18 protein-coding genes are annotated in these 15,336 nt (G+C 43.2%); 12 read left to right on the forward strand and 6 right to left on the reverse strand.

The annotated features are described in order from the left end of the window. Positions 1-93 precede the first annotated feature (93 nt). A complete protein-coding gene (locus tag RIB15_RS13650) occupies positions 94-906 on the reverse strand; it encodes a UbiA prenyltransferase family protein (protein ID WP_350202722.1) in 813 nt (270 codons plus the stop codon). Positions 907-1,105: 199 nt separating this feature from the next. Here RIB15_RS13650 and RIB15_RS13655 point away from each other — a divergent pair, with 199 nt between their 5' ends. From RIB15_RS13655 to RIB15_RS13675, 5 genes are all read left to right on the forward strand, one after another. Then, positions 1,106-3,448, forward strand: a complete 2,343-nt coding sequence (locus RIB15_RS13655; RefSeq protein WP_350202723.1) for a S9 family peptidase — start codon at positions 1,106-1,108, stop codon at positions 3,446-3,448. Between the two features lie 60 nt (positions 3,449-3,508). Further along, positions 3,509-3,904, forward strand: coding sequence for a DUF1801 domain-containing protein (locus RIB15_RS13660; RefSeq protein WP_350202724.1), 396 nt, complete (start codon positions 3,509-3,511; stop codon positions 3,902-3,904). Between the two features lie 455 nt (positions 3,905-4,359). Then, entirely contained in the window at positions 4,360-6,525 is a 2,166-nt protein-coding gene (locus RIB15_RS13665) for a Periplasmic ligand-binding sensor domain-containing protein (protein ID WP_350202725.1), read from the forward strand. Between the two features lie 189 nt (positions 6,526-6,714). Continuing rightward, entirely contained in the window at positions 6,715-7,068 is a 354-nt protein-coding gene (locus RIB15_RS13670) for a type II toxin-antitoxin system RelE/ParE family toxin (RefSeq protein WP_350202726.1), read from the forward strand. Position 7,069: 1 nt separating this feature from the next. After that, positions 7,070-7,348 (forward strand): helix-turn-helix domain-containing protein, encoded by a 279-nt coding sequence (locus RIB15_RS13675; protein ID WP_350202727.1) that lies wholly within the window; start codon positions 7,070-7,072, stop codon positions 7,346-7,348. 104 nt (positions 7,349-7,452) lie between these two features. Here RIB15_RS13675 and RIB15_RS13680 read toward each other — a convergent pair whose 3' ends face one another. The 3 genes from RIB15_RS13680 to RIB15_RS13690 all read right to left on the reverse strand — a co-directional run bounded on the left by RIB15_RS13680 (position 7,453) and on the right by RIB15_RS13690 (position 8,871). Further along, positions 7,453-7,686 carry a hypothetical protein gene (locus tag RIB15_RS13680; RefSeq protein ID WP_350202728.1) on the reverse strand — a complete coding sequence of 78 codons (234 nt, stop codon included), beginning with the start codon at positions 7,684-7,686 and terminating at the stop codon, positions 7,453-7,455. Between the two features lie 32 nt (positions 7,687-7,718). Continuing rightward, on the reverse strand, positions 7,719-7,988 hold the full coding sequence (locus RIB15_RS13685; protein WP_350202729.1) for a hypothetical protein: 270 nt from the start codon (positions 7,986-7,988) through the stop codon (positions 7,719-7,721). A gap of 196 nt (positions 7,989-8,184) precedes the next feature. After that, the gene (locus tag RIB15_RS13690; protein ID WP_502881380.1) at positions 8,185-8,871 is read right to left on the reverse strand and encodes a class I SAM-dependent methyltransferase; all 687 of its coding nucleotides are present in this window, start codon (positions 8,869-8,871) and stop codon (positions 8,185-8,187) included. A 106-nt stretch (positions 8,872-8,977) separates the two neighbouring features. Here RIB15_RS13690 and RIB15_RS13695 point away from each other — a divergent pair, with 106 nt between their 5' ends. Then, positions 8,978-9,463 (forward strand): arsinothricin resistance N-acetyltransferase ArsN1 family B, encoded by a 486-nt coding sequence (locus tag RIB15_RS13695; RefSeq protein WP_350202730.1) that lies wholly within the window; start codon positions 8,978-8,980, stop codon positions 9,461-9,463. A gap of 63 nt (positions 9,464-9,526) precedes the next feature. Here the strand turns inward: RIB15_RS13695 and RIB15_RS13700 are convergent, their stop codons facing one another. Beyond that, on the reverse strand, positions 9,527-9,802 hold the full coding sequence (locus tag RIB15_RS13700; RefSeq protein ID WP_350202731.1) for a DUF4242 domain-containing protein: 276 nt from the start codon (positions 9,800-9,802) through the stop codon (positions 9,527-9,529). Between the two features lie 121 nt (positions 9,803-9,923). Here RIB15_RS13700 and RIB15_RS13705 point away from each other — a divergent pair, with 121 nt between their 5' ends. The 6 genes from RIB15_RS13705 to RIB15_RS13730 all read left to right on the forward strand — a co-directional run bounded on the left by RIB15_RS13705 (position 9,924) and on the right by RIB15_RS13730 (position 13,679). Then, positions 9,924-10,943, forward strand: coding sequence for a GlxA family transcriptional regulator (locus tag RIB15_RS13705; protein ID WP_350202732.1), 1,020 nt, complete (start codon positions 9,924-9,926; stop codon positions 10,941-10,943). Between the two features lie 138 nt (positions 10,944-11,081). Beyond that, a complete protein-coding gene (gene sugE / locus RIB15_RS13710; protein WP_350202733.1) occupies positions 11,082-11,399 on the forward strand; it encodes a quaternary ammonium compound efflux SMR transporter SugE in 318 nt (105 codons plus the stop codon). A 99-nt stretch (positions 11,400-11,498) separates the two neighbouring features. Next, complete coding sequence (locus RIB15_RS13715) at positions 11,499-11,831, forward strand: TfoX/Sxy family protein (RefSeq protein WP_350202734.1); 333 nt, start codon at positions 11,499-11,501, stop codon at positions 11,829-11,831. 5 nt (positions 11,832-11,836) lie between these two features. Continuing rightward, positions 11,837-12,343, forward strand: coding sequence for a GyrI-like domain-containing protein (locus tag RIB15_RS13720; RefSeq protein ID WP_350202735.1), 507 nt, complete (start codon positions 11,837-11,839; stop codon positions 12,341-12,343). A gap of 63 nt (positions 12,344-12,406) precedes the next feature. Further along, positions 12,407-12,781 (forward strand): hypothetical protein, encoded by a 375-nt coding sequence (locus RIB15_RS13725; protein ID WP_350202736.1) that lies wholly within the window; start codon positions 12,407-12,409, stop codon positions 12,779-12,781. 349 nt (positions 12,782-13,130) lie between these two features. Then, complete coding sequence (locus RIB15_RS13730) at positions 13,131-13,679, forward strand: fasciclin domain-containing protein (RefSeq protein ID WP_350202737.1); 549 nt, start codon at positions 13,131-13,133, stop codon at positions 13,677-13,679. Positions 13,680-13,738: 59 nt separating this feature from the next. Here the strand turns inward: RIB15_RS13730 and RIB15_RS13735 are convergent, their stop codons facing one another. Then, the gene (locus RIB15_RS13735) at positions 13,739-15,229 is read right to left on the reverse strand and encodes a sodium-dependent transporter (RefSeq protein ID WP_350202738.1); all 1,491 of its coding nucleotides are present in this window, start codon (positions 15,227-15,229) and stop codon (positions 13,739-13,741) included. Positions 15,230-15,336 lie beyond the last annotated feature (107 nt).

Genomic DNA, 15,336 nt, shown 5'->3' on the forward strand with positions numbered 1-15,336 from the left:
AATTTGGATCTTGTTAAAGATTTGAGTCGGGTTTTTGACCTGTTCAAGTACACAAGCGAAGGGGTTCACCCCTTCACAAACTGAGAATACATTTCAAATAAACAAATACCCCACCAGCCAAACGATTGGAATACTTTCCACCCAAAAAGAAGCGTAATACCTGCCCTGATTTTCACGGCTGAACCAGACCGACATCAGAAGTAACCCTAATACGCCGAAGTTCACCGGCAGATAAGAAGCGTACACATATTTCTGTAGGTAAATGAGGATTGCAATTACACCCACTAAAACCGTTCCAAGCCACTTCGTTTTCTGGACTCCCATCCATTGTGGAATGGTTAAAAGATGAGGCATATCATATTTCAAATCCCGAATCTCAAACGGCAACATGAGGACCATCACAAATAAGAATATCTCTGCACTTTGCAGAAGAACCCGCTCACTCAAAAAGCTCATGTAATGGTATTGAAGGGGCAGAACAACGGTAAACCCAACCCAGACTGCGGCTATCACAAATACCTTAATCCCCTTGAAACTCCTCAGGTTCTTTTGCCTGAAGAATGGAATAGTGTACAAAACGGTAAGCACTCCCACCACTCCCGTTGTGTACCAAATATAAGCCGGAAGTAACCGCCCAAAGTACAAGAAACCGGCGAAGCAGCCAACGGTAAAAATCCGAATGAGTAATACGTTCTTAGTAATCTCAAGGTGGTGCCGGTTAGAAATTCCGGAATACTTCACAAAGTTATACCCGCAGATGGTTCCCAGCCAAATGAAAAGTAATAACGTCGGCTCCGGCACAAAACCAAATTGCATGACCGAAAGCGCAGCAAGAGCCATTACGGCAAGCCCTACATGAATACTGCTCTGCAGATAAAAATCGAAGATAGATTGTAGAAATTTCATGGGTTGAACTTATGCATTTTCAGGAAGACTAAAACACCGGCAACCTATTTTGTCACAAATAACCATTTCAACGGTCTTTCATTTGATAGCTTAGCACTCTAATTCTTTACTACAAACAAAATGTTACCACAACCTTTTACTTGAAGAAGTCTCACTATTCTCTATATTCGCAACACTAAATAAAATAACCTGATTTCTTATGCGATTCTCTACCAAAAGCTCTGCATCCCTTTTTGTGATCCTTTTCTCGTTAATTCTGATGACATCCGGCTGCAAGATTTACTCCGAAAAAGTTTCTGAAGAAGACTACCAAAGAGCCGAAAAAATGCTTTCGGGTCATACCAATGACTTGGTTCACGGAACCATTGCCGGTGAGGAATGGCTGGATGATGACCGCCTTATTTATCGGCATTCTTTGGCTGATGGAACCGAGTTCATGGTTGCAAATCCAAGTGCTGCAACCGTGGAAAGAGCTTTTGATCACGACCGTCTCGCCGATATTCTATCCGGCATGATGAACAAGGAGGTGGAATCACTTGACCTCCCTTTCAGGAGTTTTGACTTTACCGACAATGGCGAGGCCATCACCTTTTCTGCGGATGGCAAAGAGTATCGATGTGAACTCACAGGCTACGATTGCGAAGTCACCCGCGATGAAGTACGAAACTATTGGAATGAATCGGTTTCTCCCGATAGAAAGAAATCGGTGTTTATCAGGGGGCATAACCTCTTTATGCGGAATCTTGAAACCGGTCGGGTTACTCAGCTTACCTATGATGGCCGTGAGAACTTTGGCTACGCCACCAACAATGCCGGATGGGTGAAAAGAGACGGGCCCGTAGTGTTATGGTCACCCGACTCGAAACGGATTTCCACCTTCCAGCAGGATGCCCGTGGTGTTGGAGAAATGTATTTGGCCTCCACAAAAGTAGGTCATCCCGAGCTGGAACAATGGAAATATCCCCTTCCAGGCGACAGCGTCATCTTTCGCATTCACCGTGTGGTTATAAATCTGGAACCTACCCCAAAAGTAGTCAGGCTTCAGAAAGATCCTGACCCTCAACGATCTACCATCACGGATCATATTGCAGACTGGGGAGGAAACTTTCTGGACAATGAATGGAGCAACGACAGTAACACGCTGGCTTTTGTATCGGTGTCCCGTGATCACCAGGATGTACATTTACAAACGGCCAACCCTAATACCGGCCGGGTTCAATCAGTCCTAAAAGAAGAAACAGACACCTTCTTTGAATCCGGCAATGACATGATAAACTGGCACGTGCTGCATGAAAGCAATGAGGTGATTTGGTATTCGCAGCGGGATAACTGGGGCCATTTATACCTCTATGACCTTCAAACCGGAAAACTCAAAAACCAGATTACCTCCGGCGACTGGAATGTGAATCAGGTTCGTCACGTGGATGAAGACTCCCGAACTATCTATTTCACGGGTGCGGTACGTGAGGAAGGCGATCCGTATTTTGAATATTTCTATAAAGTGAATTTTGATGGAACCGATCTCCGTCTCTTATCTCCTGAAGAAGCACACCATGAAATCGAAGTCTCTGAATCCGGAAACTACTTTGTGGATACCCGGTCCACCCCAAGCACTCCTCCGACCTCTGTTATCCGAAACATGGATGGTGAGGTGCTGGTTGAACTTGCATCGGCTGACATTTCTGAACTTCAGGCGCATGGCTGGGTACCTCCTGTTCCCTTTTCCGTAAAAGCCCGGGATGGAGAAACCGATTTATACGGATTGATGTATAAGCCTTCCAATTTCAGCTCTTCGGAGTCCTATCCCGTGCTGAACTATCTTTATCCCGGACCACAAACCGGAAGTGTTGGCAGTCGCTCTTTCCGTGCCGCCCGTTCTGACAAGCAAGCCCTGGCAGAACTCGGCTTTATTGTGGTTGAAGTGGATGCCATGGGCACGCCGGGTCGCTCTAAAGAATTTCATGACTTTTATTATGGCAACATGGGTGATAATGGTCTGCCCGATCAAATCACCATGATTGAACAGCTTGGAGAGCGTCATTCCTGGATGGATATCAGCCGTGTGGGGATTTTCGGACATTCCGGAGGTGGGTTTGCCTCTACCCGTGCCCTTTTCGCTTATCCCGGTTTCTATGATGTCGCCGTTTCAGGCGCCGGTAACCATGACAACCGAAACTATGCCGATCCATGGGGAGAGAAATGGCAGGGACTGCTCAAAGCCACCAATATTGATGGAGCTACTGACGATCAGTCCACCAACTACGACAATCAGGCTAACCAATTACTGACGGACAGCCTGGAAGGTAAGCTGCTGATCACCCATGGTACGCTCGACAGCAACGTCCCTCCTTACAACACACTGCTGGTCGTAAACGCCCTGATTGAAGCTAACAAAGACTTTGATATGATCATGTTTCCGAACCGCGGACACGGCTATTACAGCGAGGATTATATGATGAGACGGCGATGGGATTATTTTGTGGAGCATCTGAAAGGTGTGGATCCGCCGAAGGAGTATGAGTTTGGGAAGATTGACCAGTAACCAGTAACCAGTAACCAGTAACCAGTAACCAGTAAACAGTAAACAAGTTATGGCTTAGTTATGGATGCAAAGGTTAGGAGTAAATTTGAGGCGTACCCGGAGCACATCAGGTCGAAGATGGAGCGGTTGCGGGGGCTGATTTATGAGGTGGCCGGTAGCACGGAGGGCGTGGGTGAAGTGGAGGAAACGCTGAAATGGAGTGAGCCGGCTTACCTTACCAAGCGACCCAAGAGCGGAACCACCGTGCGCATAGACTGGAAGGAGAAAAGCCCGGATCAGATTGGGATGTATGTAAGCTGTAATACCTCTTTAATTGAAACCTACCGAAGCATGTTTGGTGATGAGCTGAAGTTTGAGGGAAACCGCGCCATTCTTTTACCAGTCGATACCGAACTCCCTGAAAAAGAACTTCGAATTTGCATCCAAATGGCGCTGCGGTATCATTTGGATAAATAGTCCGTCATTCCTGCGAAGGCAGGAATCCGGTAGTATGTATATGCTTCTACCCTTGTAATACAACCAGATCCCGGGCATTCGTCGCGGGATGACTTCAGATTAGCTTTCTCTTACGGCTTCACCATCGTCATTCTGGGCGAAAGCGCCTACCTATAAAGGCATGCTCATTACCCTACTCCTTTACCGTTCAGCCACTTGTAAATAATGGGTTTGTACTTTTAGAAAGAATTTTCGCACCTTAGCTTATTATAAAACCGGATATTAGGCGAACGACGGTTCGGATAACATCCCAAAATCACATTATACGAACAAGAAGGAGCAGGAAAGCGCGTAATGGCGGTTTCGGCTCATTCGCCCTAACAATACCCTCGTTCGGATAATAATATGTTAGCCAACTTTTCTTTCATTAACTTAGTTGGCACAAGCCAAAGTCTTCTAAATTAGTTTAGGCTGATATGAAAATATGGATCACAATTTTTTTTCTAATAGGCTTCCACTGTACCGGGTTTGCACAAAGCAATGATTGGATAAATTATACCAATGGTAACGAAATAAGAGATATAGTCGAGACTGAAAATAGTTATTGGATTGGTACGAATGGTGGGTTGGTCGAAATCAATAAATCAGATGATGAAACAATTTTCTACAATGTCTCAAATTCTGATCTGCCCGGTAACACAATATGGGCTTTAACATACAATGAAAATGGTGATTTATGGGTTGGCACTGAACGGGGATTGGTGTTAATCAATAATGGAGAATGGCAGGTGTTTGATACATCAAATTCAGGGCTGCCGCATAACCACGTTAGAGAAATTGCGATTGAAACGAATGGGGATAAATGGATAGCTACAAGGAATGGTTTGGCTCATTACAATGATTCAGAGTGGATTATTTATAATAGTGAGAATTCAGCTTTACCTGGAAATGATATCGCTGAAATAGCTATTAATCAAAGCAATGAAAAATGGATAGGTGCCAGTGGACTGGTTATGTTTGATGATGTACAGTGGCAGGTCTACAATTCAGAGAACAGTGAATTGCCAAATAATTTAATTTTATCGATTGATTTCGATAGTGAACAACAAGTGTGGGTTGGCACGGGCAGTGGCTTAGCCAAATATAATGGGGAAAGCTGGGAGATCTTTAAAACAGATAATTCAGGACTACCCCATAATACCGTAAGAAAAATTCTTATAAAAGATAACATAAAATGGTTTGGCACTTGGGGTGGCGGAGTAGCCAAATTTGAAGAAAATGGGTGGCAGGTTTTTGATCCTTCAAATTCCGGGTTGTCTGGAGATCTTATCTATTCACTATTAATAGACAGTAATGGAGATCTATGGTCCGGAACAATTCGCAATGGGCTAAACCGATTTGATGGATCAAATTGGATATCTCCGGTAACCTCTAACTCCGGTCTGCCTTCTAATGAAATAAGAAATATGGTAATAGATCAAAGTGGAGATAAATGGATTAGCACAGGCGCGGTTGGTATTGTAAATGGGTTGATACATTTCGATAATTCTACCTGGCACCAATATACAACCACAAATTCCGGTTTGGCCGACGATTATGTACAAGCGATAGCTACAGATCAGCAAGATGATCTGTGGATTGGTACAGAAAACGGTCTGAATCATTTTGATGGAGAAAACTGGCAGACATACAATTCTGACAACTCCGGTTTCCTTTATAATTTTGTCTCCTCAATTGCGGTTGATGACAAGGATACGAAATGGATAGCAACACACGGTAGTATAGCACGACTGAAGGATGGAGAGTGGACATATTATAATGAAGAGAATACAAACATTTCGATGGGTGATATAAATATTATAGCAACAGGTGTAGATGATATAATCTGGGCAGGTACCACTTATGGACTGGCTCATTTTGATGGGTTAGATTGGCATGAAGGGAATTACGGGGAATCAGCCACGCAAGGTCTTATCAGCTCTATCACATCGGATAGTATTGGTAATATTTGGGTAGGCCTTACTCAGGGCATGCCTGGCCACGGATTTGGTGGGGATGGGTTAGGTTTTTATAATGGTACCGATTGGCAGATTTACAGGTCTTCAAATTCGGAATTACCCAATGACTGGATAAATACAACCACCATTGATGTTAACAATAGCTTATGGGTTGGCACCGGAAATGGGTTGGTTCGGATAACGGAGGACAATCAATGGCAGGTTTTCAATCATTCCAATTCTGGCTTACCGGACAACAATATTAAATCAATTGCAATTGATGATAACGGGGATGTTTGGGTGGGTACTGACGGAGGTATTGCTGTTTATAAAAATGGTATCACCGTATCTGTAGCTGATCAGAAAGCAATTGAAATTCCTGGCTCAGTAGTTCTCCATCAAAACTATCCCAATCCATTCAATCCCTCTACAAATATACAGTTTACACTTCCGCAAAGCAGTCACGTGAAATTAGAAGTTTTCAATTCTACCGGACAATTGGTTTCTACGCTGCTCGATCAGACAAAGACAGGCGGTAAACACTCAGTACAATTTGATGCGAGCAATTTATCAAGTGGATTATACATTTATAGATTAACTACGTCAGGTAAACAATTGACTCGAAAATTTATCTTTGTAAAATAAAATTGGTGGCTAACAATGTGTTTTAAATCGGACACGGACGGGATTCGATGAAACTTGATTGCCAGGAATTAATTTTGCTACTTCAATAAAATTATAATCCCCGCGCCGCTTATTTGCCAAACCGTTATGCCTCCCTCCCCACAATAAATAGTGCTTGATTAAGTTAACATAATTGTTAACATTTCTTCAGTGAAAGAAATCAAATTTTATAAAACTCAGTATGGCAAAGTTCCGGTTAAAGAGTTTTTGGATTCATTGCCATCCAAACACGCTCAAAAGGTTACTTGGGTTCTTGAGTTAGTAGAAAAATTAGACCAGGTTCCCGTTCAATATTTTAAAAAGCTCAAAAGTACCGATGATATTTGGGAAGTTCGGGCACGAATTGGATCACATAGTTTTCGTTTGCTTGGTTTTATAGATGATGATGCGTTTGTCATACTAACGAATGGATTTTCTAAAAAATCACAAAAAACACCTAAACAGGAAATCGAGGTAGCTGAACAGCGAAAAGCCGATTATCTATCTCGTAAAGGAGGAACATAAGATGAGTGATCTTCAAGCATATATCAGTGAAAGAAAAAAATCAGATCCCGATTTTGCCGAAGGATATGAAGAAGGATTCCGAAATTTTAAAATTGGTGTGCTTCTGAAACAAGCCCGGGAAAAAGCGGGGCTTACTCAGGATGAAGTAGCTCAGCAGTTAAATACCAAAAAGACCGCCGTATCCCGAATTGAAAATCATGCGGAGGATATTCGCCTGTCCACTCTTGAGAAGTATGCCAAAGCATTTGGAAAGAAACTTAGAGTCGAACTCGTAGATTGAGGGAGATATAACCAGCCTTTCCCCTCATTCCCAACAACCCTGTTGGGAATGCTATAGTGGACCACCCGGTCCACCCCGCAAAAGCATGTAAGCTAAACACACCATCAACCAGCAAATATGGTAACCGGAATCAAGCCCTCCCGGCCCAGGTAATTTCCTGCAGATGAATACCTCCAGTCATCCGGAGCATTCACCCAACCCGCCTTTACAGGATTCTGATGAATGTATTCAATCTTCTGGGCCATCATCTCTGTCGTACTGAGTTGCTTTGGATGTAGCCCCTCTTCCCACACTTGATAGGTGCGGTGTCTTTTATAAGACCGTTTGCATTCTTTCAACTTCTGCAACCACCGGGAATGTCCATTCCGCTTTAACGCCTCCAGTATCTGCCGCGCAGCATAGGATTTTGTAAGCCTGAGCTTTTTTGATAATTGCTCCCCTGTACCACCGCATGAAAGTGATCAGGCATGATTACATACGCATATACCTTCACTGACCTCATATTTTGCAGCACCATAAACTGTTCAAGTAATACCTGAGCAACTTGAGGTTTTGAAAATAGCGGAAGCTCTTCCAATAAGGTACTGCTGACAAAGTACGGGTAGTGTGATTCATAAAATTTGTATCGGCTTCGTCCCATTGTTTCTTTTTTACCAGTTAGAAGGCAAAGAATGGAACTCCTTACAAAATAATTCTAAATCAGGACCGGGAGGTCCGGGCGGGCGTTCCCAACAGGGATGTTGGGAACGAGAGCTAACTGTTTTCCGGTTAAGATCCTTCGGAAGTATCCTCAGGATGACTCTTTCCCCTTTAAGTTGTCATCCTGAGCAGCTGGCCTACATTCTGTAAAGCGTAGTCACCACAACTCCTCTCCATTCCTTTGCGGGAACAACCAACCATTGTTCTTCTTTCTTAACCCGAAGGTTAAACGGTGGTGCCAGTAAATTAACCCCGCTCCTCTTTTTGAGCCGGGTTCCCTGACCTGAAATAATATTTTTATTGGGTTCAAAATCGCCTTCGGGCAGGTGCTCGGTTAAAATGATATACTCATAGTTACACAGCTTACTCACAATACGCTGAATCTCCGCATTCGACAGATGCTGCAAAACCTGTCTCAGGATCACACAATCTCCAGGCGGCCAATCATCTTCGGCAATATCCAGGCAACGGAATTCCAGATGGTCGGCATTGAACTTCTTTCTGTTTCGTTCAATGAGATCAGCTACGATATCTACCGCCACATACTTCTTTGTATGCTTTACCAGCTCCTTCCCTACGTTGAAGTCGCCACATCCCAGATCACAAACCACCAGGGGTTCTTCAAAAGAACGCAAAAAAGAAGCCACAGCCTCTACGTAAGGTTCAACCAACTCCGGATGATGCGAACCGGTTCCGGAATAAAAATCCATATTCTCTCCACCCCACAGATTCTTTTGATACACCTGCTCCATGGCATCTTTGGTGGGCCAGGGCTTTTTAGATCGATTTGGGTTTTGTTTACTCATGGAAGTAATGGTAATCATTATACCTTTGGGATGCATCTGGCTGAGACCTTCGCCTCTTGTATGTATAGAATTAATTTTGCTAATTCTATGGAATAATTTTCTCATACCGTTTTACCTGTACGTAATGATCCGCCCCGTTCAACCCAAAGACATCCCTGAAATCACGAACATCTACAACTACTACATCAGGGAAACGACCGTCACTTTTGAAGAAGATGAAGTCAAAGCAGAGGATATTGCTTCCAGGATTAACAAAGTAGAATCAGCCGGACTCCCCTGGCTGGTGGCTGAAGTTCAAAAAGAGATTGTGGGTTATGCTTATGCCACCAAATGGAAAGAGCGCTCAGCATACCGGCATTCGGTGGAAATATCTGTTTATGTTGATCACAATAAACAGGGAAACGGCTGGGGAACCAAACTCTATCAGGCATTATTCACTGAACTTCAAAAGAAGAACATTCATCTTGCCATTGGCGGCATCACCTTACCGAATGATGCCAGCATCGCCCTCCACGAAAAGTTTGGGATGGAGAAAGTGGCTCATTTCAAAGAAATAGGCTTCAAATTCGGGCAATGGCTGGATGTGGGGTATTGGCAGAAAAGGTTGTAAGCAGCTGTTACCGTTATGCGAAGCGGGACTTCCCTAAATGAGGTATAATTCAAATGATACCAGCTAATCCTCTTCGTTTGTGGGATCGATCATGGTTTTAACCTCAGTAATTTCAACCACCGATGCTCCGCTTCGTTCTGCATGTTCATGAATGATTTCTTCATTCTTGGCAATATAGACGCAGTGTGTTCCATTCTCTCTAACATAGCTATGAAGCCATTGTATATCCGGGCCGAGCTCATTCAACACCTTATTTGAATGTATGGCTACCTCTTGCAATTCTTCTTTTGTCATGCTTCCTATTCCGGGTATATCGCGCTTAATTACATATTTTGGCATAGTCTTATTCGTCTTTATGTTTGATGATTCATGTTCGTATGGCTAATATGTGTGTTCATCAGAACTTAGAAAAGAGGCAGAGTTGACTTATTAGCAGGGTGATTTTGCCAAAACTAACTATATGCTTGATGTCGCAGTTATTTTTTTGGAAGGCGGAACCCCTTCAACAGCCGTCACACCGGTAGAAATATTGAGTAGTGCAGGTTATCTGTATGAAACCTTACAGGGCAAAGAGGGAAAACGAAAATTTAATGTCAGAACAGCTTCACTGACGGGTAAAAGTGTTCAAACGTTATCGACCCTGAAGTTAGATCCCGATTATTCTATCAATGAAATAGATTCCCCGGACTTGATAGTTGTTTCCGCAGGGGGAGGTGACCTCGATACAGAATGCCGGAGAAATGCCAAACTCCCTTCCCTCCTTCAAAAAGCCTATGAGAATGGTACCGCTATAGCCGGTGTTTGCTCCGGCGTCGTTCAGCTTGCCGAAGCAAAGCTTTTAGATGGACGACCGGCTACAACACATTGGGCTTTGGTGGAAGAATGCAGAAATCGTTATCCAAAAGTGAATTGGCAACCTGAACGTTATATCACAGAAAATGACCGGGTTTTCTGCAGTGGCGGAGTTTACAGCGGAGTAGATTTATGTCTGTATTTAGTGGAGAAATATTGTGGCCATCAGATTGCAATGCAAACAGCAAGAGCCCTTTTAGTTAGGACCCCCCGTGTTTGGCAAGCTGGTTATACAGCAGAAACCCCTCAAATTAATCATGAGGATGAAAAAATTCGAGACCTGCAGGAATGGCTGTTCAAGAGTTACAGTGAAGATATCAAAGTAGCCGACCTGGCAGAACGAACCAATATGAGTCAGCGTAATTTCATGCGCCGTTTTAAAGCAGCAACCGGTGAAACTCCGATCAGCTATATACAGCAATTGCGTATTAATGCAGCCAGGCATTTGCTTGAAAATGACCTCAAAAGAGTCCGGGAGGTGAGCCGGAAAGTTGGTTATGAGGACGTGAACTTCTTTCGTAAACTATTCAAGCGTTATACAGGATTGACGCCTACAAACTACCGGGACCGCTTTTCCGTAAACACTCTTAATGGTATTACCTATAGTAACAAGACTCAACATCATTGAATCCTTCCTTTTGCAATATTCTCTTTCTTCAATTGTACATCCATCACGAACCGGGTATCTTTTATTCTACACCTGAAGTAAGGACGACCTTACCGCTCTTTCCCACAATGAGGACGGCCTCAGCAAATATATAATATCATGTCCTGGATTTATTTATTGGTTGCCGGTTTATTTGAAATAGGCTGGGCAATTGGACTTAAGTATACCGAAGGCTTTACCAAATTCTGGCCTTCTGTTTTTACCGGAGTCTCCATGATTGTAAGCATTACCTTATTGGGCGTTGCTTTGAAAAATTTACCCATTGGAACTGCTTACACCATATGGACCGGCATCGGAGCAATCGGAACTGTCATTCTCGGCATTTATTTATTTGATGAACCCGCCACTGCTGCCAGGTTTTTCTTTATCAGCCTGATTCTCATAGGTATTGTCGGATTGAAACTCATACATGAATAGGACTGGCTTCGAAACGCAACATGGTGCCTGCTTTTACCTCTTGTTTATAACCTATTAATTCCGCTAATTCCATTCAGGTTAGTAATTTAATAAGCAGACATGGCTTTTGATGAGGGTTTGGCAGAACGGGTGCGGAACTTGCTGCATGATCAAAACAATGTTGTAGAGAAGAAAATGTTTGGAGGGCTCTGCTTCATGGTTTCAGGTCATATGCTGGTTGGCGTTTTGAAGAATGAACTGATGGCAAGAGTTGGCCCCGTTCAATATGATGAATACCTGACGAAACCACATGCCCGGAAAATGGATTTTACCGGACGTGCCATGACGGGTATGATTTATGTTTCACCTGAAGGTCTGCAAAAAGACCCCGATTTAAAGTTTTGGATAGATACCTGTCTGTCGTTTACCTCTACACTCACTCCAAAATCATAGACATTATGCAGGAACCTCGCATCGTCACTATTTCAGATATAAAACTCATTGGCAAGCACATTCAAACCAGCCTTGAAGAAAACAAAACAGCTGAGCTTTGGAAATCTTTTCATCCGGAAGTAAAAAACATCCGGAACAATACAGGATCAGGTTTATATTCTGTCCAGATTTTTAGTGAAGATCTCAAGTTCGAAGATTTCAATCCCAAGACCCGATTCGAAAAATGGGCTGCGGTTGAGGTAGATGGCTTTGGTGACGAATTGCCTGAAGGTTTGGAGTCATATACACTGATTGGAGGTAAATATGCGGTTTTTATTCATAAAGGACTCCCCTCCGATTTCCCTAAAACCAGCCGGTATATTCATACCGAATGGTTGCCAAATTCATTCTACGAACTGGATAACCGGCCTCATTTTGAAATTATGGATGAGGATTACGATCCCACCGACCCGGATGCTGAGGAAGAAGTGTGGATTCCCATCAGGCAATCAAACATTGGCTATGACCTGTAACTTTTTTGTCTTCCCCATTTTCTTTTGACGCTTTTGATCGACCAGTTTCGTATTTTTAGTTCTATGAAAACAAGACGTTTCTTGCTTATCCACTTACTTCTGCTACTGCTTGGCGGAAGCGTACAGCTCTCCGCTGAATCACTGCAGAAGTCATCCGAAGCTGAAATACAGCAGACACAGGATTTTGATTTTGAGTCTACATGGCCATCCGGTCAGGCTGTTTTGTTTTCATCTCCTGCTTCAGGTGAAAGCGGGTTTAACTTCAGGGACAGATTACCCGAGTCTAACACCGAAGAAGATCGCAAATCACTTGATTCCTCCTCCTGGCTGAATACTTTCAGGAGTACACCCGATTCCATCTATTTTGAGTTCTCTGAACTGATCGATGGAAGTCAGACCATCAAAAAGCTGCTTTTCCCCTTCCACTCTTTTCTATAAATCATCTTGATTTACAGCCAGGTCTATGGCTGTATCGCTTTTTCAAAATCATGAGCTATCAGAGCTAAGCTTTGCTCATGACAATCGATTTCACACAAAATTATATCAAGATGGAAATAGATTTATTTTCAATTATCGTTGTAGTAATAGCCTTCTCACTTTTTGCAATTCCAATTGCTATCGACAAGATGAGAAATAAAAAGCAAGACGAATCACAAGAAACGAACTAAGCTGATCTAAAACCCCGGCCAAGCGTCGGGGTTTAATTTTTTAACTGAATCAATCCGGTTTCAGAAAGTCAGCGTATTGATTGATGAATGAAATAACAATTAACTGAATATTCATCATCATGAAGAAATCAATTCTTACCCTGTTATCATTTTTATTCATCAGCGCTTCAGTATTTGCTCAAAACACCGTTATGGTTGGTGGAGAAGCCATGTATCCCTCGAGGACTATAGTGGAAAATGCTGTTAATTCTGAGGCACATACCACATTAGTAGCAGCCGTAAAAGCGGCTGACTTAGTGGAAACACTTTCATCTGATGGACCCTTTACAGTTTTCGCTCCTACCAATGATGCGTTTGAAAATCTCCCGGAAGGAACCGTTCAAACATTACTTAAACCTGAAAATAAAGACCAACTAACGGGTGTGCTTACCTATCATGTGGTAGCCGGAAAACTGGATGCAAAAGCTATTCAAAAGGCTATCAAAAAAGGAAAAGGTACGGCCACTTTCACTACGGTAAATGGCGCCAGGCTTATGGCAACCATGAATGGAATGTCTAATGTGGTATTGAAGGATGAGAATGGAAATACTGCAAACATCACCACCTACGATGTCTATCAATCAAATGGTGTGATTCATGTTATTGACGCGGTTGTATTACCTAAATAAAATTCAGATTACTTACTGTCTTTTATAATCCGGCTCCGGTGCTCTGCATCGGAGCTTTTTTATGCCTCTTTTTTTCTGCCCATCAATCGCTTGCGGAAGAACCACACCAATAAAAGTGCAAGTCCCCATTGCAGCACAACCGTCATCACGGAAAATGGACTTAGCGGATTATACCAGGTATCAGGTGCGTAAGAGGTAGCAGAAAGATACATCCACCATCCCAGTAGCGTTACTACTTCAATAGGCACTACATACTTGATAATAATTTCCCACCATGGGCCTAAAGTAGCAGAGCGTTCTTCTGTATTGATAAGCTCATTACGGAATTTTTGGGTTCCATATTTAATAACGGCATAGGAAATCAGAGCTCCTGAAACCATCAATCCCACTCCCCATACAAAATCCTGATTGGCAAAGAAGGTCAGGTTTAGGGCAGATGGTATCCCGAAGCCAAATCCTGCAGCACAAATGATCAGCGTGGCTCTTTTTCGTTCAGCTCCCATATCCACAAATACTTTTACGGCGAGCTCGATCATGGAGATCAATGAGCTGAAGGCTGCAAAAGTTAATCCGAGGAAAAATAGAATCGCAAATATTCCGCCGCCTCCCATAGTCGCAAAAAGCTGAGGCATCCATATAAAAGTTAGACCGGTTGAAGCAGGGCCGGAGGTCTTCATCACTTCCAGAATTTCACCGCTGCCCATTTGTGGGCTCAGGGTTCCAAATACGGTAGAAAAGATAATAATGGCAGCTAACAACGATACCATGTTATTTCCTATTCCGGTCTGGAAGGCACTTATAGTGACATCATCCGTTTTACGCATATAAGCCGCATAAGTAAGGATCAAACCCCAGGCAGCGCCGGTATCCCAGGCATTCTGAGTGAGAGCTTCCAGCCATATTTCCGGCTTCTTCAACGTTGACCAGTCCGGCGTGAACAGATATTCGATTCCAAGTCCGCTGCCTTCCAGAGATAAAGCCTTAAACAGTGAAACAATTAACACTAATAATAAAGATGGTATCAGCACCTTATTTACTTTCTCGATAGACGAAATTCCCTTAATAACGATAAATCCTCCCACACTCATCACAAAGGCATGAGCGATAAGTGGCCAGCTGGAACCCTGAAATCCCTCCCAAATCGCATTAGCCTGCTGAAGGTTTGCCGGTAAGGCTTCGGTGACGCTGGTAATCAAATAGTATAGGCACCATCCTGCAACCACACTGTAATAAAACATAATAGCGGTAGCTACAAAACCTACAAAACCACCCAGCCAGCCTTTTTTCTCTCCAATCAATTCCACGAAAGAACCAACAACACCTTTTCTTCCATTGCGTCCCATTCCATATTCAGCGATGATGAGGGGGATAGACCAGAGGATCAGAAAGCAAATCCAGGCAAACAAAAATGCTCCGGCTCCTTCTTCTCCACCATTCTGAGCAGCTATGCGGGGAAACCGCCAGATATTACCCGTTCCAATGGCGATACCGAGCACACTCAAGATCAACCCTAGCTTAGAAGAAAACCGTTCTTTTGTATTCGCTGACATGCAAAAATATTTAAAGTTGAAAATACGATTCGAACTTTCCCGTTTTAGCTGCGAGAAGTTTAAATTCTTATGTATCTTACATTTTGATTAGTATAAGGCTGTGCTTA

The organism is Gracilimonas sp., assembly GCF_040218225.1.
Classification (GTDB): Bacteria; Bacteroidota; Rhodothermia; order Balneolales; family Balneolaceae; genus Gracilimonas.